The sequence below is a fragment of the Micromonospora sp. NPDC049282 genome, assembly GCF_043197045.1.
Classification (GTDB): Bacteria; Actinomycetota; Actinomycetes; order Mycobacteriales; family Micromonosporaceae; genus Micromonospora.
Window position 1 is genome coordinate 1 of record NZ_JBICSL010000031.1, and the last position, 18,074, is coordinate 18,074.

At 72.5% G+C, this 18,074-nt stretch carries 16 protein-coding genes and 1 pseudogene; 9 read left to right on the forward strand and 8 right to left on the reverse strand.

Annotation, left to right across the window (positions count from 1 at the left end):
• Nucleotides 1–442: 442 nt before the first annotated feature.
• Nucleotides 443–1,312: a hypothetical protein gene (locus ACGFI2_RS29860; RefSeq protein WP_393523340.1), complete on the reverse strand. Its 870-nt coding sequence runs from the start codon at nt 1,310–1,312 to the stop codon at nt 443–445.
• On the reverse strand, nt 1,309–1,806 hold the full coding sequence (locus ACGFI2_RS29865; protein WP_393523342.1) for a SigE family RNA polymerase sigma factor: 498 nt from the start codon (nt 1,804–1,806) through the stop codon (nt 1,309–1,311). Before ACGFI2_RS29865 ends, ACGFI2_RS29860 begins: the two co-directional genes overlap by 4 nt.
• A 456-nt stretch (nt 1,807–2,262) precedes the next feature.
• Between ACGFI2_RS29865 and ACGFI2_RS29870 the strand changes: the two genes are divergently transcribed.
• Entirely contained in the window at nt 2,263–3,438 is a 1,176-nt protein-coding gene (locus ACGFI2_RS29870; RefSeq protein WP_393523344.1) for an IS110 family transposase, read from the forward strand.
• 265 nt (nt 3,439–3,703) lie between these two features.
• Here the strand turns inward: ACGFI2_RS29870 and ychF are convergent, their stop codons facing one another.
• Genes ychF through ACGFI2_RS29885 form a run of 3 tightly spaced genes read right to left on the reverse strand, consistent with a single transcriptional unit; the run spans nt 3,704 to nt 6,123 of the window.
• Nucleotides 3,704–4,789 carry a redox-regulated ATPase YchF gene (gene ychF, locus ACGFI2_RS29875; protein ID WP_393523346.1) on the reverse strand — a complete coding sequence of 362 codons (1,086 nt, stop codon included), beginning with the start codon at nt 4,787–4,789 and terminating at the stop codon, nt 3,704–3,706.
• 20 nt (nt 4,790–4,809) lie between these two features.
• Nucleotides 4,810–5,562, reverse strand: a complete 753-nt coding sequence (locus ACGFI2_RS29880) for a Type 1 glutamine amidotransferase-like domain-containing protein (protein ID WP_393523348.1) — start codon at nt 5,560–5,562, stop codon at nt 4,810–4,812.
• A gap of 30 nt (nt 5,563–5,592) precedes the next feature.
• The gene (locus tag ACGFI2_RS29885) at nt 5,593–6,123 is read right to left on the reverse strand and encodes a MarR family winged helix-turn-helix transcriptional regulator (RefSeq protein ID WP_393523350.1); all 531 of its coding nucleotides are present in this window, start codon (nt 6,121–6,123) and stop codon (nt 5,593–5,595) included.
• Between the two features lie 93 nt (nt 6,124–6,216).
• Here ACGFI2_RS29885 and ACGFI2_RS29890 point away from each other — a divergent pair.
• Nucleotides 6,217–7,035: pseudogene (locus ACGFI2_RS29890) on the forward strand (EamA family transporter); the annotation flags it as partial.
• A 125-nt stretch (nt 7,036–7,160) separates the two neighbouring features.
• On the opposite strand, the gene ACGFI2_RS29895 reads toward ACGFI2_RS29890, so the two are convergent.
• Nucleotides 7,161–7,625 carry a hypothetical protein gene (locus tag ACGFI2_RS29895; protein WP_393523352.1) on the reverse strand — a complete coding sequence of 155 codons (465 nt, stop codon included), beginning with the start codon at nt 7,623–7,625 and terminating at the stop codon, nt 7,161–7,163.
• Nucleotides 7,626–7,868: 243 nt separating this feature from the next.
• Between ACGFI2_RS29895 and ACGFI2_RS29900 the strand changes: the two genes are divergently transcribed.
• The 4 genes from ACGFI2_RS29900 to ACGFI2_RS29915 are packed head-to-tail and all read left to right on the forward strand — an operon-like array spanning nt 7,869 to nt 13,566.
• A complete protein-coding gene (locus tag ACGFI2_RS29900) occupies nt 7,869–9,317 on the forward strand; it encodes an AlkA N-terminal domain-containing protein (protein WP_393523355.1) in 1,449 nt (482 codons plus the stop codon).
• Nucleotides 9,314–9,826 carry a methylated-DNA--[protein]-cysteine S-methyltransferase gene (locus ACGFI2_RS29905; protein WP_393523357.1) on the forward strand — a complete coding sequence of 171 codons (513 nt, stop codon included), beginning with the start codon at nt 9,314–9,316 and terminating at the stop codon, nt 9,824–9,826. The genes ACGFI2_RS29900 and ACGFI2_RS29905 overlap by 4 nt, the downstream gene beginning before the upstream one ends.
• 36 nt (nt 9,827–9,862) lie before the next feature.
• Entirely contained in the window at nt 9,863–11,677 is a 1,815-nt protein-coding gene (locus ACGFI2_RS29910; RefSeq protein WP_393523360.1) for an ABC transporter ATP-binding protein, read from the forward strand.
• Between the two features lie 56 nt (nt 11,678–11,733).
• A complete protein-coding gene (locus ACGFI2_RS29915; protein ID WP_393523433.1) occupies nt 11,734–13,566 on the forward strand; it encodes an ABC transporter ATP-binding protein in 1,833 nt (610 codons plus the stop codon).
• Nucleotides 13,567–13,725: 159 nt separating this feature from the next.
• Here the strand turns inward: ACGFI2_RS29915 and ACGFI2_RS29920 are convergent, their stop codons facing one another.
• Nucleotides 13,726–13,920, reverse strand: coding sequence for a DUF397 domain-containing protein (locus tag ACGFI2_RS29920; protein WP_393523363.1), 195 nt, complete (start codon nt 13,918–13,920; stop codon nt 13,726–13,728).
• The gene (locus tag ACGFI2_RS29925) at nt 13,917–14,684 is read right to left on the reverse strand and encodes a DUF5753 domain-containing protein (RefSeq protein ID WP_393523366.1); all 768 of its coding nucleotides are present in this window, start codon (nt 14,682–14,684) and stop codon (nt 13,917–13,919) included. The genes ACGFI2_RS29920 and ACGFI2_RS29925 overlap by 4 nt, the downstream gene beginning before the upstream one ends.
• 197 nt (nt 14,685–14,881) lie before the next feature.
• On the opposite strand from ACGFI2_RS29925, the gene ACGFI2_RS29930 reads away from it, so the two are divergent.
• Genes ACGFI2_RS29930 through valS form a run of 3 tightly spaced genes read left to right on the forward strand, consistent with a single transcriptional unit; the run spans nt 14,882 to nt 18,048 of the window.
• Nucleotides 14,882–15,175 carry a hypothetical protein gene (locus ACGFI2_RS29930; protein WP_393523369.1) on the forward strand — a complete coding sequence of 98 codons (294 nt, stop codon included), beginning with the start codon at nt 14,882–14,884 and terminating at the stop codon, nt 15,173–15,175.
• Nucleotides 15,172–15,435, forward strand: a complete 264-nt coding sequence (locus ACGFI2_RS29935; RefSeq protein WP_393523371.1) for a hypothetical protein — start codon at nt 15,172–15,174, stop codon at nt 15,433–15,435. The genes ACGFI2_RS29930 and ACGFI2_RS29935 overlap by 4 nt, the downstream gene beginning before the upstream one ends.
• A gap of 48 nt (nt 15,436–15,483) precedes the next feature.
• Entirely contained in the window at nt 15,484–18,048 is a 2,565-nt protein-coding gene (valS, locus tag ACGFI2_RS29940; RefSeq protein WP_393523374.1) for a valine--tRNA ligase, read from the forward strand.
• Nucleotides 18,049–18,074: the final 26 nt, after the last annotated feature.

The following is an 18,074-nucleotide window of genomic DNA, read 5'->3' on the forward strand; positions in this document are numbered from 1 at the left end:
AACGCATGGTCAACCGCCACGTCCTCACCGAAGACGAACCCGGAGTATTCACCCTCACCCAGAAACGGACCTAACACTCCGAACCGCCCTCTGAGGGCTGTCATGAGGCCAAGCCCTATACACGGCTTCGGGCTGGGCTACTGGTGAGGAATTGCCAAGACTTGTGGATGGCTGATCTGCTGTTGGCGGGGTTGGGTTTGGACGCGGCGCGTGCCGCCACCAGGCGCCGCGGGTTGCGGGCCACCCCGAGCACGCTTGACAACGTCGCGCTGCCCGCCCACACGCAGCCGACGCTTTTCCGTTCCTACCGCCACGTCGCTTAGGTCAGCGGGGCCGGCAGTGCGGATTCGATCACAAGGGCCGGTCGCATCGGGGCGATCCCGGAAGGTGTCCTCAATCCTGCGAGGAAAAGGACACCATCCGGGGATCATGTGTGTGGGTGTCAGCTGACGACTTGGGCGGCGATGGCCGTCGCGGCCGTCCGCAGTTCGGCCTTGGTCAGCAGCGGCGTCTCGCTGGTGACCCCGCTGCCGTCGCCCCCGAAGTAGTTCACCGCCAACAAGCGCAGGTAGTAACCCTGCGGAAGCTTGACCTGCACCTGATAGAAGCGGTACTGCTTGCCGTTCTTCGCCGGACTGGTCTCGGTCGTCTCCACCACCTCGAGGCCATCGGTCGTCGTCGACGCCTGGCAGGTGCCGGCTTTCATGCCGTGATCGCACTCGAGCACGAGCGAGCAAACGCGCGGGCCGGAGTCCGGATCAAGGCCGGCGCCGCCCTGCGAGCTGCAGGTGTCCGGCCGGACCCACATGTACAAGCCGGCTTTCTCGCCGTGGCGGGCCACACCAGAGCGGGCGGCCAACCCGACCGGATCCCGCTCGGCGTACATCGCCGGGTGACCGTCCGGGAGGCGCTTCTCACCTGGGACGTCGGGCATGTAGATCCATCGGACGTCGGACGCTGCCCCGGCGACTGCCGTCTCGAGTGCCACCCGCAACCGGTTGAGGGTCTGCTGGATCGCCTTCGGATGGCTGGTGTCGAGCCGTAGACCCGAGGTCGGCGCTGAGGGGGACGCCGACGGGACGGCGGATGCCGATACGGCGGGAGCCGCCACCGACGGCCCAGGCTGAGGCCGGGCGCCACCGCTCAGGGCGACGCCGACCGAGATCGCGAGGCCGGTCGCCGCCAAGGCGGAGCCGCCTCCCGCCATGCGGCGCAGCAGCCTTCCGCGCCGCTGGCGTTGAATGATCCGGTCGACGTCGACCGTCGACGGCGGTGCGGTGCCGATGTGCTCGTCGAAGATCTGCTGATTCATGAAATGCTCCCAGATGAGTACGCCAGGGTGCGCAGCGTCTCGAGCCCCCGCGCCGACTGACTTTTGACCGTTCCCGCGGAGATTCCCAGCAGTTCCGCGGTCTCCTCGACCGAGTGGTCGAGGTAAAAGCGCAGCACAACGCCTGCGCGCTGCCGTGGCGCCAGGTGCGCAAGCAACCCCGTCAGCTGATCCCGGTCGTCGACCCGGTCCGGGTGCGTCCAGCCGGTCTCCGGTGGATCCTCCACCGTTTTTTCCCGCCGCCAGGGCCGGCGGCGCTCGTCGAGCCAGGACCTCGTCAACACCCGCTGGGCGTACGCGTCCGGGTTGTCGGCCGAGGTCACCTTGCGCCAGTGCCGGTAGAGCTTGCCCACGACGATCGATACCAGGTCGTCCGCGGTGTGCCAGTCATGACACAGCAGGTACGCCGCGCGCCGCCAGCGGTTCATGCGAGCACCGACGAACGCCCGGAAATCGTCCTCCTCGGACTTTTTCACGCTGCTCCTTCCCATCGCTTCCACTCGCACGACGGAGCGCACTCCCGGCGGGGTTGCATCGCAGCCGAGCTTTAGAAAAGTCCAGGCAACTCTCGTGGATCACGAACGCGGTGTAAGCGAATGCCCACAGTGATGATCGCAAGGACACGCCGGGCAGGGCTGGCGTGAGCGACCGGGCTCATCTCAGCCGGACCGATGATGAGCGCTGAATGAACGCGCTCATCTCGGCTACTTGTTTCATTGACCTACGACCGTGGCCCGGCCAGGCTTCGGTCGAGGCGCCCGGGCTGTCGCTCTCATTGCGGCTGCCCACGCTGGTCGTGTGGCTCTCATTTGGCCTGCGCGATCCGGGCGTCGCCCCCAGGCGGGGAGAGGCTCAAGAGGGGTTTGCTCGGCTCGAAGTAGCGTTGCCCTCCCGGCTCGACAACCCAGGTGGATCGAGCATCGGAGGACGCGATGAGTGGCACGTCAGATCCTGTGGTCATCGGGATGGACCCGCACAAGCGCTCGGCCACGATCGAGGTCATGGCCAGCGACGAGGCCGTCATTGGCGGCGGCCGGTTCGACACCGGCCGGGACGGCTACGCGGCGATGAGGAAGTACGCCAAGCAGTGGCCGAACCGGGTCTGGGCGATCGAGGGCTGCCAGGGCATCGGCCGACACATCGCCAACCGGCTACTGGCCGACGGCGAACAAGTCGTCGACGTCCCACCGAAGTTGTCCGCCCGGGCGCGGGTGTTCGCCACCGGTCAGGGCCGCAAGACCGACGCCACCGACGCCCACTCCATCGCGCTAGTCGGCACCCGCATGGCAGGACTGCGCCCGGTCGTCAACGATGAACAACTCGCCCTGCTGCGGATCCTGGTCGACCGGCGCCGCTCCCTCGGCGAGGACCACACCCGGATGGTGTCCCAGCTGCACCAACTGCTCCTCGAACTGATCCCCGGTGGCGCGAAGAAGAGCCTGTCCGCCGCCCAGGCCAAGGCACTGCTGGCCGCGGTCCGGCCCCGTGACGCGGTCGGCAAGGCCCGACGCCGGGTCGCCGCGGAGCTGATCAGTGACCTCGAACGGGTCTACCGGCGCTCCAAGGGCGCCGACAAGGAACTGAAGGAACTGGTCGCCTCCACCGGCACCACGCTGATGGACCTGCACGGCATCGGACCCTCCGGCGCCGCCCGGCTCCTGGTCGAGGTCGGTGGCATCACCCGGTTCCCCAACCGGGCTCACTTCGCCTCCTGGAACGGCACCGCGCCCATCGACGCGTCCTCCGGCGAGCAAGTACGACACCGACTCTCCCGTGCAGGGAACCGGCAGATCAACCGGGTCCTGCACATCATGGCCACCGTCCAGCTGCGCAACCCCACCGTGGGACGCGCCTACTTCGACCGGAAAAAGACCAGCGGTAAGACATCGATGGAAGCGATGCTCGCCCTCAAACGACGCCTGTCCGACATCATCTACCGGTGCATGATCAGCGACGCGGTAGCTACGGCGGCGGGCCCGGGAGGACACCGGGGAACGACTACTGACTCCAGCGTGACCGACTCTCATCCCCAAGCCGGCTCTTCGGAGAAGCCACTTCCCGGACCCGCCGAGACCCAGGATAGAACTCTCCTCCCGGCGGTGTCTTGACACAGAGGGGAGCCATGTGAGTACGGCCGCTCGGGTGACCGTCGTCGAGTACGCCCGGCGCTGGGCTGCCGGCCGCGCTCACCGTCCCACCACCGCCCGGCGTGTCTCCAGCCTGATGGAGACGCACATTGCCGCGACTCCGCTCGGCTCCCGCCGCCTGGCGGCCGTCGTGCCCTCCGAGGTGCAGGCGTGGGCGGCCGACCGTGGCAAGGTGCTCTCGCCGTCGACCCTGCGCAACCTCCTGACCTGCGGAAACAGGCCGGATTCAGACGTTGAAGCGGAACTCCACCACGTCGCCGTCCTGCATGACGTACTCCTTGCCCTCGATCCGGACCTTGCCGGCGGCCTTCGCCGCCGCCATCGATCCGGCCGCGACCAGGTCTTCGTAGGAGACCACCTCGGCCTTGATGAAGCCGCGCTGGAAGTCGCTGTGGATCACCCCGGCGGCCTCCGGCGCGGTCGCCCCGACCGAGACGGTCCAGGCCCGCGCCTCCTTGGGCCCGGCGGTGAGGTACGTCTGGAGACCGAGCGTCCGGAAGCCCACCCGGACCAGCTGGTCCAGGCCCGGCTCGGACTGCCCGATCGACTCCAGCAGCTCGCGGGCCTCGTCCTCGGGCAGGTCCACCAGCTCCGACTCGATCTTGGCGTCCATGAACACCGCCTCGGCGGGCGCGACCAGGGCGCGCAGCTCGTCGAGGAACTCGGCGTTGCCCAGCTCGGCCTCGTCGACGTTGAAGACGTAGATGAACGGCTTGGTGGTGAGCAGGTGCAGCTCACGCAGGTGCTCCAGCTCGACCTTGGCGGCGGCGGCGCCCGCGTAGAGGGTGACGCCCTGGTCGAGAAGATCGGCGGCCTTCTTCGCGGCCTCGACGGCGGCGGCCCGGTCCTTGCGGAGCTTGGCCTCCTTCTCCAGCCGGGGCAGCGCCTTCTCCAGCGTCTGGAGGTCGGCCAGGATCAGCTCGGTGTTGATCGTCTCGATGTCGTCGGCCGGGGAGACCTTGCCGTCGACGTGCACCACGTTCGGGTCGGAGAAGGCGCGCACCACCTGGCAGATGGCCGAGGCGTCGCGGATGTTGGCCAGGAACGCGTTGCCCCGGCCCTGCCCCTTGGAGGCGCCCCGGACCAGGCCGGCGATGTCGACGAACGCGACCGGCGCCGGCAGCACCTTCTGCGAGGAGAAGATCTCGGCCAGCTTGCCCAGCCGGTCGTCGGGGAGCCCGACCACGCCGACGTTCGGCTCGATGGTGGCGAACGGGTAGTTCGCGGCGAGCACGTCGTTCTTGGTCAGCGCGTTGAACAGGGTGCTCTTGCCCACGTTGGGCAGGCCGACGATGCCGATGGTGAGACTCACGACGAGCCAGCTTACGCGGTCTACCGGCGGTCCGGCCCGGCGGGCAGGAGCCGGGGCTCGATCCGGCTCTCCCGCACCGTGCCGTCCTCGGCGCGCGCCAGCTCGTACGCGGCCACGTCCGGCCGGTCGGCCACCGCCTCGGCCAGCCGGGTGCCCCGGTAGATCAGCCCGACGCCGTCGTCGGTGCAGTGGCTGGTCGGCAGCGTGCCGTCGGCGACCAGCCGATGCATCAGCGGTCGGCGCTGCTCCTCGCTGTCGTAGTGCACCCCGTTGCCGTACGGGAGCCAGCCCAGCCCGTCGGTGAAGGCCCGCAGGTCCGGGCCGTAGCTGTCGGTGGCGCCGCCGGTGTGCCAGCAGATCGATCCGGCGGAGACGCCGCCGAGCACCACGCCCGCCTGCCAGCACTCGTGCAGGATCTCCGGCAGGCCGTGCACCCGCCACACCGCGCACAGGTTGGCCACGCTGCCGCCGCCCACCCAGACGATGTCCTGGGCGAGCAGGTGGGCGCGGATGTCGTCGACGTTGGGCATCGGGTAGAGCGCCAGGTGGGACGGGCGGAACCGGGTGTTCGCGAACGCGCCGTAGAACACGGTGAGGCCGGTGGGCTGGTCGCCGACGGCCTGGCCGAGGTAGCAGACCCGGGGCGCGTCGCCGGCCTGCGCCAACTCGGCCATGTGGTCGAAGAGCTGGCTGGGCCGGGCGTCCCAGGGGCCGCGGCGCCGGCTGAAGTAGCCCATGCTGGTGGCGACGATGGTCGGTTCAGAGGCGGGCATGGAGGTCCTTCCGGCCGGTGGCGATGGAGATCATTGTGCCCCGTCCGGCGCGCCGGCCGAGGCCTCGTCCGGCGCCTCGGCCGCGGCGAGCAGCGCGCGCAGCAGGTCGGCCAGCCGGTCCCGGTCGGCGGGCGGCAGCGTGTCGAGGATCCGCCGCTGCACCTCCAGCCCGGCCTCCGCCGACTCCTCGACCACCCGGCGGCCGGCGTCGGTGAGGCTGACCCGCAGGGCCCGCCGGTCGGCCGGGTCGGGCGCGCGGCGCACCAGCCCGGCCCGCTCCAGCCGGTCCAGCCGGCCGGTCATCCCGCCCGAGGTGAGCATCAGCGCGGCGGTGAGCGCCTTCGGCGCCAGGGTGTACGGGGGGCCGGCGCGGCGCAGCGCGGCGAGCACGTCGAACTCGCCGCGCCCGATGCCCCAGCCGGCGTACACCTTCTCCTGACGGTCGCCGACCAGCCGGGCCAGCCGGTAGATGCGACCGAAGACCGCCATCGGCTCTAGCCGCATGCCGGCCCGCTCCCGACGCCACTGCTCGACGATCACGTCGACCTCGTCCGCTGCCACGGCTGTCGATTGTGCCGCACCGCGCACTTCCGCTTTCACTCGACACCAAGTAGCTTATTGCTAAGATACTTAGCGACGTGAAAAGAGGCCCTGATGACCCGTCGGACCGACGTCGCGCTCACCGCGCTCGCGCCCGCCACCTGGGGCACCACCTACCTGGTCACCGCCGAACTCCTGCCCGCCGACCGGCCGCTCTGGGCCGGGGCGATCCGCGCCCTGCCGGCCGGCCTGCTGCTGCTGGCCCTGACCCGCCGGCGGCCGCACGGCGTCTGGTGGGGGCGGGCCGCCCTGCTCGGCACGCTCAACATCGGGGCGTTCTTCCCGCTGCTCTTCGTTGCCGCCTACCGGCTGCCCGGCGGCACCGCGGCCGTGCTCGGCGCCGCCCAGCCGCTGCTCGTCGCCGTGCTCACCGTCGCCCTGCTCCGGGACCGGCCCGGCCGACCGGCCCTGCTCGCCGCCGTGGCCGCCCCGGCCGGCGTCGCGCTGGTCGTGCTGCGGCCGGGCGCCGGGCTCGACCCGCTCGGCGTCGCCGCCGGTCTCGCCGGCACCGCGGCCATGGCCGCCGGTCTGGTGCTCACCCGCCGCTGGGGACGGCCGCCCGGGGTGGGTACGCTCGCGGCCACCAGCTGGCAGCTCGTCGCCGGCGGTCTGCTGATCGTGCCGGTCGCCACCGTGGTCGAGGGCGCGCCGCCCGCACCGGACGGCCCGGCCCTGCTCGGGTACGCGTGGCTCGGGCTGGTCGGCACCGCGCTGGCCTACGTGCTGTGGTTCCGGGGCGCGGCCCGGTTGCCGGTGTCCCAGGTGTCGATGCTCGGCGCGCTCAGCCCGTTGACCGCTGCGGCGCTCGGCTGGCTGGTGCTCGGTCAGGCGCTCGGCCCGGTCCAGCTCGCCGGCTTCGCGGTGGCCGTCGCCGCCATGGTGCTCGGCCAACTCCCGGACCGGGCCGCGACCGACGGGTGGCAGGAGCGGCCGGTGCCGGCCGTCGGCGGCGCACGGGCCGGCCTGCCCGGCCGGGCCGCGGTGGGCGCCCGGCCTGGTCAGCCGGCCCGGAGCCGGCGCCAGTCGGCCGGCAGGGCGTCGCCCGGGACACCCTCGGGCAACGCATCGGCCGGCAGCTCCGCCGCCGCGGCCAGCGGCAGGGTGAACCGGTGCGCGGCGGCCGGCCCGGCCTCGTAGGACCGGTCGAGCAGCCAGCGCACCTCGTCGGCGGTCCAGCCGAGGCCGGCCCGGGCGGCGATCTCCCGGACCAGCCGCACACCGACCCGGGTGTCGTCGTCGTAGAAGCGCATGCACCAGTGGTGCGCCCACATGCCGAGCGCCCGCAGCCCGGCCGGGTCGAGCGAACCGACCAGCCGGCCGCAGGCGGTGTCGGCGAAGGGCCGCCCCGGGTCACCGGCCCGGTCCCGCTCGATCGCGCCGTAGGCGGCCGGCGCCACCGCCCGCATCCGGTCGTAGAAGCCCTGCACCACCGCGGTGTCGATTCGTGCCCGCCCCGGTCGCATCAGCGGACACCCCGCCCGGCCACGCTCGCCATGCCCCGCACCTTTTCTTGAGTTGGTGGCGGGACGGTACCGACCACTTACGACAGTTTCTCCCGGCGGGTCGACAAGATCCACGCCACCTCGCCGAGGAGGCGGCATCCCGGGGCCGGGGACACCGCCACTTCCCCGAGCTTGCGGGACTGCCGCACATCACGTCCGAATCCCGCCAGCCGAGCGTCCGACCTGCGAGGCAGGATCGGTGTCATGGAACTGGACTTCGAGCGGTGCTACCGGGCCGTCGACAGCCGCGACCCGCGGTTCGACGGCTGGTTCTACACCGGTGTCACCTCGACCGGGATCTACTGCCGGCCCTCCTGCCCGGCGATGACACCGAAGCGGCAGAATGTCCGGTTCTTCCCCTCGGCCGCCGCCGCGCAGGGCGCCGGGCTGCGCGCCTGCCGCCGGTGCCGGCCGGACGCCGCGCCGGGCTCCCCCCAGTGGGACGTCCGGGCCGACCTGGTCGGCCGCGCGATGCGGCTGATCGCCGACGGCGTGGTCGACCGGGACGGCGTGCCCGGGCTGGCCACCCGGCTGGGCTACACCGAGCGGCACCTGCACCGGATGCTCCGGGCCGAGCTGGGCGCCGGCCCGCTCGCGCTGGCCCGGGCGCAACGCGCGCAGACCGCCCGGATCCTGGTCGAGACCACCGGGCTCGGCCTCGCCGAGGTGGCCTTCGCCGCCGGGTTCGGCAGCGTGCGGCAGTTCAACGACACGGTCCGCGAGGTCTACGGCGCCACCCCGTCCGAGCTGCGGGCCGGCCGGAGCAGCCGACGGGCGGCCGGCGGGGCGGGCACCATCACGCTGCGCCTGGCCCACCGGCCGCCGCTGCACGCGGGCGCGCTGCTGGATTTCCTCGCGCTGCGCGCGCTGCCCGGCGTCGAGGAGGTCCGCGACGGGACGTACCACCGGGGCCTGCGGCTGCCGCACGGGCCCGGCGCGGTGGCGCTGACCCCGGCCGACGGGCACGTGGTCGCCACGCTGCGGCTGGCCGACATGCGCGACCTGGCCCCCGCGGTGGCCCGTTGCCGCCGCCTGCTCGACCTCGACGCGGACCCGGTCGCGGTGGATTCCACCCTGGCCGGCGATCCGGCCCTGACCCCGGCGGTCATCGCCGAGCCCGGGGTCCGGCTTCCGCACGCGGTGGACGGCTTCGAGATGGCCGTCCGCGCCGTCACCACCCAGCAGGTCTCGCTCCGCTCGGCCCGGACCACGCTCACCCACCTGCTCACCGCCGTCCGGCGCGACCAGGCGGTCGCCGACGGCGCGCCGGGCGCGCTCCGGGCGTTCCCCAGCCCGGCCGAGGTGCTCGCGGCGCCGGACCCGGCGTTCCGGATGCCGGGGGCCCGGCGGGAGACGATCCGGGCGCTGGCCCGGGCGGTCGCCGGCGGGGAGCTGGACCTGGAGCCCGGAGGCGACCGGGAGGAGGCGGTCGGGCAACTGACCGCGCTGCCCGGCATCGGGCCGTGGACCGCCGGCTACCTGGCCATGCGCGCGCTCGGCGACCCCGACGTCATCCTCGCCACCGACCTGGGCGTACGCCGCGGCGCAGCCGCGCTCGGCCTGCCCGACGACCCGAAGACCCTGCACGCCTGTGCCGACCGCTGGCGCCCCTGGCGGTCGTACGCGACGATCCGACTCTGGAGAGCGGCATGACCACTGTGGACAGCACTGTCATCGACACCCCCGCCGGCCCGCTGAGCGTGCTCGCCGGTCCCGGCGGGGCGGTACGCGCAGCCGGCTTCACCGCCGACCCGGCGACGCTGGTGCCGCTGACGCACCTCAGCCTGCGCGGCGACCTGCGGGAGCGGGCCGATCTCGGTCCGGTGACCGCCGCGGTCCGGGCCTACCTCGACGGTGACCTGGCCGCGATCGACGCGGTGGAGGTGGAGCAGCACACCGACGGGCTCTTCCTGGCGCACGCGTGGCGGGTGCTGCGCGACGTCAAAGCGGGCGATCCGGTGACGTACACCGGTTTCGCCGCGCTGGCCGGGCGACCGGCCGCGGTCCGCGCCGCGGCGGCCGCCTGCGCGCGCAACGCCGCCGCCCTCTTCGTCCCCTGCCACCGGGTGCTGCGCACCGACGGCGCGCTCGGCGGCTACCGGTGGGGGCTGGACGTGAAGAAGTGGCTTCTCGGGCATGAGGGACGGGTGACAGCTAGCTGACCCCGCACCGTCGCACCAGGCCGCTACCGTCGGCTGGTGCCCGCGCCCAGCGACGGCAATCCCGCGGCGCATCCCGACGCCCGGTCCCAGCCGCTGCACAACCTCTGGCGGCTGCGGCCCTACCTGCGCCCGTATGCGGCGGAGTTCGCCTGGCTGCTGGTCGCGGCGCTGGCCGCGACCGCAGCGAGCCTGGCCGTTCCGCTGGTGGTGCAACGGGTGGTGGACGGGCCGGTGGCCCGGCACGACGAGGCCGGGCTGCTCCGGCTCGGCGCGCTCGCGCTGCTGCTCGGGTTCGCCGAGGCCGTGCTGATCTTCATCCGGCGGTGGACGCAGTCGTCCTCCTCGGTCGGCATGGAGGCGGCCATCCGGGCCGACATCTACGCGCACCTGCAACGGCTCCCGGCCAGCTTCCACGACCGCTGGCAGTCCGGCCAACTGCTCTCCCGGATCACCAGCGACCTCTCGGTGATCCGCCGGTTCCTCTCCTTCGGCCTGCTCTTCCTGGTGCTCAACCTGATCACCTACGCCGCCGTGGTGGTGCTGCTGATCCGGCTGCACCCGTGGCTGGGGCTGCTGGTCGCGGCCAGCGCCGTGCCGCTGTTCCTGATCAGCCGCCGCTTCGCCCGGCACTACCACTCGGCCTCCCGCCGGATGCAGGACCAGCAGGGCGACGTCGCCACGCTGGTCGAGGAGACGGCGCAGGGGCTGCGCACCATGCGGGCGTACGGACGAGGTCCGGAGCTGGCCGCCCGATTCGCCGCCGGCGCCCACCGGCTGCACGACACCGGGGTCGACAAGGCCCGCTTGTTGGCCCGCACGTCCGCGCTGTTCGACCTGGTGCCCAACCTGACGCTCGGCGCGGTCCTGGTGACCGGCGCCGCCGCCGTGGCCGGGGGCGCGCTCACCATCGGGCAGTTGGTCGCCTTCGTCAGCCTCCAGCTCATGTTGATCTGGCCGGTGCAGTCGCTCGGCTGGATCATCGCGAATGCGCAGGAGGCCGCCACCGCCGCCGATCGGATCCAGGAGGTGTTCGACACCCCACCGACCATCGTGGACGCACCGCACGCCCGGTCGTTGCGCCGCGCCGAGGTCCGTGGCCGGCTCCGGTTCGAGCGGGTGAGCTTCCGCTACCCCGGCGCGCCCACCCCGGTGCTGCACGAGTTGGACCTCACCGTCGAGCCGGGCCAGACGCTCGCGCTGGTCGGCGCCACCGGGTGCGGCAAGAGCACGCTTCTCTCGCTGGTCCCCCGGTTGCACGAGGTGACCGGCGGCCGGCTCACGCTCGACGGGCACGACCTGCGCGACCTGCGTCTCGGCTCGCTGCGCCGGCTGGTCGGGGTGGCCTTCGAGGAGCCGACCCTGTTCTCCATGTCGGTCCGGGAGAACCTCACGCTGGGCCGGCCGGAGGCCGGCGACGAGGAGGTCCGGGCCGCGCTGGCGCTGGCACAGGCGGACTTCGCGTACGACCTGCCGTGGGGGCTGGCCACCCGGATCGGCGAGCAGGGGCTGTCGCTCTCCGGCGGCCAGCGGCAGCGGTTGGCGCTGGCCCGGGCGGTGCTCGGCCGGCCCGCGCTGCTGGTGCTCGACGACCCGCTCTCCGCGCTGGACGTGCACACCGAGGCGCTGGTCGAGGCGGCGCTGCGACGGGTGCTGCGGAACACCACGGCACTGCTGGTGGTGCACCGACCCTCCACGGTGGCGCTGGCCGATCGGGTGGCGCTGATGGAGGGCGGCCGGATCGTCGCCGCCGGCACCCACTCCGAGATGCTGGCCGGGGTGCCGGCCTACCGGGCGGTGCTCTCCGCCGAGCCGGAACGCCGGCCCGGCGGCGTCGGCCTGGTGCGCTCGTGACCTGGCGCGCCGCCCGGGTCCCGTCACCCGGTCGCGCGCCCGACCCGGACGCCGGCCTGTCCCGGTGGCGAGGGCGGGCCACCGACCCGGACGCCGACCGCAGCCGCGCCGAGGACTCGTCACCGGCGGCGGTGACCCGGCTCCGGGCCCGCAGCCGGCTCCTGCTGCGGCAGTTGCTCCGCCCGCACCGGCGCCCGCTCGGCCTGGCCGTCACGTTGCTGCTGGCCCAGAACGCCGCCGCGATGGCCGGCCCGTACCTGGTAATGCTCGGCATCGACCGGGGCATCGGGCCGCTGCGGACCGGCGACGCGGGACCGTTGATCGCGGTGGCCGCCGCGTTCGTCGTGGCCACCGCCACCGAGTACGCGGCCCGGCGCGCGTTCCTCGCCCTCGCCGCCCGGATCGGCCAGGCCGTCCTGCTCGACCTGCGGCGCCGGGTGTACGCGCACTTCCTCCACCTCGACGTCGGCTTCCACGAGCGCTACACGTCCGGCCGGATGGTGTCCCGGCTGACCAGCGACCTGGAGTCGATCGGCGAACTCGTCGACGGCGGGATCGACCGGCTGGTCATGGCCGTGCTGTCCGTGCTGTCGGTGGCGGGCATCCTGCTCTGGCTGGACCTGCCGCTGGCCGCGGTCACCCTGCTCGCCTTCCCGTTCCTGTGCTGGCTCTCCCGCTGGTTCGCCCGGGCCTCGGCCGGGGCGTACCGGCGCACCCGGGAGGCGGTGGCGCTGGTCATCGTGCACTTCGTCGAGTCGCTGCGCGGGATCCGGGCGGTGCAGGCGTTCCGCCGGGAAGCCCGCAACCAGCGCATCTTCGACGCGGTCAACGACGACTACCGGCGGGCCAGCCTGCGCGCGTTCCGGCTGATCGCGATCTACTCCCCCGGCATCCGACTGATCGGCAACCTCACCGCCGCGACGGTGCTCGCGTACGGGGGCTGGCGGGTGCTGGACGGCCACACCGAGGTCGGCGTGCTCGCCGCGTTCCTGCTCTACCTGCGGCGGTTCTTCGAACCGATGGAGGACCTGAGCCAGTTCTACAACTCGCTCCAGTCGGCGACCGCGGCGCTGGAGAAGCTGGCCGGGGTGCTGGACGAGCGACCGGCGGTGGCCGAGCCGACCCGGCCGGCGCCGCTGCCGGCCGGGCCACCGCGCGGCGCGGTGTCCTTCCGCTCGGTCTCCTTCGGCTACCGGCCGGAGACGCCGATCCTGTCCGGCCTGGAGCTGACCGTGCCGGCGGGGCAGACGGTGGCGCTGATCGGGCCGACCGGCGCGGGCAAGTCCACGGTGGCCAAGCTGCTGGCCCGGTTCCACGACCCGGACGCCGGCTCGGTCCGCCTGGACGGGGTCGACCTGCGCGACCTGGCCGACGTCGAGCTGCGCCGGGCGGTGGTGCTGGTCACCCAGGAGACCCACCTGTTCAGCGGGTCCGTCGCGGAGAACATCCGGTTCGGCCGCCCGGACGCCGACGACGCCGCCGTGGTCGCCGCCGCGCGGGCCATCGGCGCGCACGAGTTCATCGCCGCGCTGCCCGACGGGTACGCCACCGACGTGCACCGGCGCGGCGGCCGGCTCTCGGCCGGGCAGCGGCAACTGGTCGCGTTCGCCCGGGCGTTCCTGGCCGACCCCCGGGTCCTGATCCTCGACGAGGCCACCTCGTCGCTGGACGTGCCCACGGAACGCCTGGTGCAGCGGGCGTTGCGAAGCGTGCTGCGCGACCGCACCGCGCTGGTGATCGCGCACCGGCTCTCCACCGTGGAGACCGCCGACCGGGTGCTGGTGCTGGACGCCGGTGGGATCGTCGAGGACGGCCCGCCGGCCGAGCTGGCCGCCGCCGGCGGACGCTACGCCGCGCTGCACCGCCAGTGGCGCGACTCGCTGCTCTGAGGCGCGAGGCGCGAGGCGCGAGGCGCGAGGCGCGAGTAGATCTTGGTACGAAATGGCCCCCATAGGGGCACTTTCCTACCAAGATTCCTACGGATCCCAAGATGTGGATGGCAGTTTCTGCCCTGCCCCTGAGATGCCGGGGCTGCGCTTGGCGTCAGTTCAGCCAACGGGGCCGATCTTCTTGGCCAGGTCGACGAAACCCTGCCAGGGCGCCGGCCCGAAGGTCAGCGTTCCGCCGTCACGGTCCTTCGCGTCCCGGACCAGGACCACGCCCGGAAGGTTGTCGGCGACCTCGACACACGAGCCGCCGTTGTTGCCGCTCTTCGTGCTCTTACGCCACTGCGCACCGGTCATGTCCATGATCCTGCCGCTTCTCTGATCAGGTCGAGGGACTGGTTGCGGGAGAACGCCTCACCCCTGATGCGCTCCCACCTACGACTGAGCGTAGCAACGGGCGCAGCCTGATTGACGATCTGCGCGGGCCCCTGGCTGTCGACGTGTGCGACGTGCTCGCCGCTGGGTAGCTCGGCGATGATGAAGCCTCCGCCGAGCCCCGGATACATGCCGACGTCCCTCGGCACGATGTGCACCTGCATCGCAGAGAGAGCCGCGCAGCGGGCAAGGTGCTCGACCTGCTCGCGCATCAGATCACGGTCGCCGTAGGCCGACTGGTACAGCACTCCGCCGAAGATGACGGCGACGAACAGGGGTGGGCGCTCCCGGCGCAGGATGGCTTGCCGTTCGATGCGTGAGGCGACCAGGTCGTCCACCTCCACCGGGGTGAGCGCCTCACCGGCAAGCGTCGCCCGCGCGTACGCCTCGGTCTGAAGCAGGCCAGGTATCCAACAGTGCTCGAACCACCGGACCGCTACCGCTTCCCGCTCCCAGTCGACCCACTCGCGCAGCCACTGGGGCTCACGCCTCTTCAGGACATCGGGCCATAGATCCTCGACGTCCCGGCCAAGGAGTCTGGCCACCTGCACGCGTCGGCGTGGTTGCGGCACACGTCCCGGGGAGATCCAACGCGCTGCCGTCTTCGGGTCTACACCGGTCTGAGCTGCAAGACTCTCGGCCGTCTCCCCAGCCTGCACCATCGCCGCGTGGAGTACGTGATTCATCCAGCCTCCCCTATGGACGTCCTGGACATCATCGCACCATACATCAACGCTGTGTACTGGTCCCATAGCTCTCGGCAAGGTGACGGAGGAGCGGCGCTACCCGGTGGAGGCCCGATGCCCGGCGGGAGCGCTGCCCGGGGTCGCCCCTTGGGGCATGCAACCAGGGGCGGCCCCTTCCCAGCAACGGAGGGGGAAGCGTGCCGGCAAGCACTGGCCTGATCAAGGGTGGAGATGTCCTGCAGCTGACCCGCTCGGCAAGCGTGCAGTTCGTTCGCCCGATCATCGTCCACGTCATCCGCGAGATCATCGACCGGCACTGCTACGACGGCTGGACCTGGATCGAGGCTTACGAGCTGAACGCCAAGGGCGAGGCAGCAGCCAAGCGGGAGCTGTTCGTTCAGCCGGACGGACTGCGCTGGCTCCCTGCCCCCACTCCGGCAGCGCCTGCCAACCGGCGCCCGTCCCGTGCGAGGGCGTCGGTGCCGGCATGAGCAGCGCCAGCCGCCCGCATCTACCCGTACGCCCGATCTGGCTCTGTCGGTGCTGCGCCCAGCCATGGCCATGCGGGGTCGCCCGCCTGGCCCTGGCAGCCGAATACGCGGATGATCGAGTTGGCCTGTCGGTCTACCTGTGCGGGCAGCTCTACGACGCCGCGACCGATCTGCACCGCCTCAACCCGAACGACGCACCGTCACCGCAGGCGCTGTTCGCCCGCTTCATCGCCTGGGCACGGCCGTGGCGCTGCCCGTGACCGGCCAAAGGCGTGGAGCGGCCCGGCGGGCCTGCCTACCATCGGCGGATGACCGACACGACGAGGACGGCCCGCACCGGGGTTCCCGAGCGCCCCAGCCTGGAAGGGCTCGAGGAGACCTGGGCCGACCGCTGGCAGTCCGACGGCACGTACGCGTTCGACCGTTCGAAGGAACGCTCGGACGTCTACTCGATCGACACCCCGCCGCCGACCGTGTCGGGCGAGCTGCACATGGGGCACGTCTTCTCCTACACGCACACCGACACGGTGGCCCGGTTCCAGCGGATGCGCGGGCGGACCGTGTTCTATCCGATGGGCTGGGACGACAACGGGCTGCCCACCGAACGCCGGGTGCAGAACGTCTACGGGGTGCGCCCCGACCCGGCGCTGCCGTACGACCCGGACTGGCGACCGCCGGCCGCGCCGGTGGGCGACGACGCCCGAAAGAACCCGACGGCGATCTCCCGGCGCAACTTCATCGAGCTGTGCGAGACGCTGACCGTCGAGGACGAGAAGGTCTTCGAGACGCTGTGGCGCCGGCTCGGCCTGTCGGTGGACTGGTCCCTGACCTACACCACGATCGGGCGGGCAGCCCGCGCGGCCAGCCAGCGCGCGTTCCTGCGCAACCTGGCCCGGGGCGAGGCCTACCAGGCGGAGGCGCCGACGCTCTGGGACGTGGGCTTCGGCACCGCGGTGGCGCAGGCGGAGCTGGAGGACCGGGACCGGCCGGGCGCCTACCACCGGCTGCGGTTCACCGGTCCGGACGGTCGCGAGGTGCTGATCGACACCACCCGGCCGGAGCTGCTGCCGGCCTGCGTGGCGCTGGTCTGCCACCCCGACGACGACCGGTACGCCGACCTGGTCGGCGCGTCCGTGCGTACCCCCGTCTTCGGGGTGGAGGTGCCGGTGCGCGCGCACCCGCTGGCGGACCCGGCCAAGGGCACGGGCATCGCGATGGTGTGCACGTTCGGCGACCTGGCGGACGTGACCTGGTGGCGGGAGCTGCGGCTGGACACCCGGGTGGTGATCGGCCGGGACGGCCGGCTGCTGCCGGAGCCGCCGGCCGGCGTGCCGGCGGAGCCCTACGCGGCGCTGGCCGGGCAGACCGTCAACGGCGCCCGGCGGACGCTTGTGGAGTTGCTGGGCGACGCGGGTGACCTGGTCGGCGAGCCGCGCCCGATCACCCACCCGGTGAAGTTCTACGAGCGGGGAGACCGCCCGCTGGAGATCGTCTCGACCCGGCAGTGGTATCTGCGCAACGGCGGCCGGGACGCCGACCTGCGCGAGGAACTGCTGGCCCGGGGGCGGGAGCTGCGCTGGGTGCCGGAGCACATGCGGCACCGCTACGAGCACTGGGTGGGTGGTCTCACCGGTGACTGGCTGGTCAGCCGGCAGCGGTTCTTCGGCGTGCCGGTGCCGGTGTGGTACCGGCTCGACGACGCTGGCGAACCGGACTGGACCCACCCTCTCATACCGGACGAGGCGACGCTGCCGATCGATCCGACAAGCGATTCGCCGCCCGGCTACCAGGAGTCGCAGCGCGGCGAGCCGGGCGGTTTCACCGGGGACCCGGACGTGCTGGACACCTGGGCCACCTCGTCGCTGACCCCGCAGATCGTCGGCGGCTGGGAGACCGACCCGGACCTGTACCGCCGGGTCTTCCCGATGGACCTGCGCCCGCAGGGGCACGACATCATCCGCACCTGGCTGTTCGCCACCGTGGTCCGGTCCCATCTGGAGCACGGCGTGCTGCCCTGGCGGACGGCGGTGCTCTCCGGCTGGATCCTCGACCCGGACCGGAAGAAGATGTCCAAGTCCAAGGGGAACGTGGTCACGCCGATGGGCCTGCTGGAGCAGCACGGCTCCGACGCGGTGCGCTACTGGGCCGCGAACGGCAAGCCGGGCATGGACCTGGCCTTCGACCCGGCCCAGGTCAAGGTGGGTCGGCGGCTGGCCACCAAGCTGCTCAACGCGTCCCGGTTCGCGCTCGGGCTGGGTGCCGCCGACGCGCTGCGGGCCCCGGTCGACCAGCCCTTGGACACCGCGATGCTCGCCGAGTTGTCCGGCGTGGTCGCCACCGCGACCGCCGCCTTCGACGGGTACGACCACACGGCCGCCCTGATGGCCACGGAGGCGTTCTTCTGGCGGTTCTGCGACGACTACATCGAGCTGGTGAAGGAGCGCGCCTACGGCTCCGGTCCGGCGGCCGACTCCGCCCGGGCGGCGCTGGCGACCGCGCTGTCGGTGCAGTTGCGGCTGTTCGCCCCGGTGCTGCCGTTCGTCACCGAGGAGGTCTGGTCCTGGTGGCGGTACGGCTCGGTGCACCGGTCGACGTGGCCGACGACCTACGAGGTGGGCCGCGCGATGCGGGCACCCGGTGACCCGGAGCTGCTGCGGCTGGCCGCCGACGCGCTGGGGCAGGTCCGCCGGGCCAAGTCGGAACGGAAGCTGTCGATGAAGGCGGACGTGCCGCTGGCCGAGGCGCTCGGGCCGGCTGCCCTGCTCGACCAGCTCACCACCGTGGCCGGCGACCTGCGGGCGGCGGGGCGGATCGCGAAGCTCGACCTGCTGCCCGACCGCACCCCCGAGCTGGTCATCGCCTGCGCGTTCTAGGGACGCACGGAAGGGGGCGGCCGGCA

Excerpts from the sequence above, each read along its gene's own strand:
- ACGFI2_RS29860 (WP_393523340.1), bottom strand. The coding sequence starts at position 1,312 with ATGAATCAGCAGATCTTCGACGAGCACATCGGCACCGCACCGCCGTCG.
- ACGFI2_RS29870 (WP_393523344.1), top strand. The coding sequence starts at position 2,263 with ATGAGTGGCACGTCAGATCCTGTGGTCATCGGGATGGACCCGCACAAG.
- ACGFI2_RS29880 (WP_393523348.1), bottom strand. The coding sequence starts at position 5,562 with ATGCCCGCCTCTGAACCGACCATCGTCGCCACCAGCATGGGCTACTTC.
- ACGFI2_RS29895 (WP_393523352.1), bottom strand. The coding sequence starts at position 7,625 with ATGCGACCGGGGCGGGCACGAATCGACACCGCGGTGGTGCAGGGCTTC.
- ACGFI2_RS29900 (WP_393523355.1), top strand. The coding sequence starts at position 7,869 with ATGGAACTGGACTTCGAGCGGTGCTACCGGGCCGTCGACAGCCGCGAC.
- ACGFI2_RS29905 (WP_393523357.1), top strand. The coding sequence starts at position 9,314 with ATGACCACTGTGGACAGCACTGTCATCGACACCCCCGCCGGCCCGCTG.
- ACGFI2_RS29920 (WP_393523363.1), bottom strand. The coding sequence starts at position 13,920 with ATGACCGGTGCGCAGTGGCGTAAGAGCACGAAGAGCGGCAACAACGGC.
- ACGFI2_RS29925 (WP_393523366.1), bottom strand. The coding sequence starts at position 14,684 with ATGAATCACGTACTCCACGCGGCGATGGTGCAGGCTGGGGAGACGGCC.
- ACGFI2_RS29935 (WP_393523371.1), top strand. The coding sequence starts at position 15,172 with ATGAGCAGCGCCAGCCGCCCGCATCTACCCGTACGCCCGATCTGGCTC.
- valS (WP_393523374.1), top strand. The coding sequence starts at position 15,484 with ATGACCGACACGACGAGGACGGCCCGCACCGGGGTTCCCGAGCGCCCC.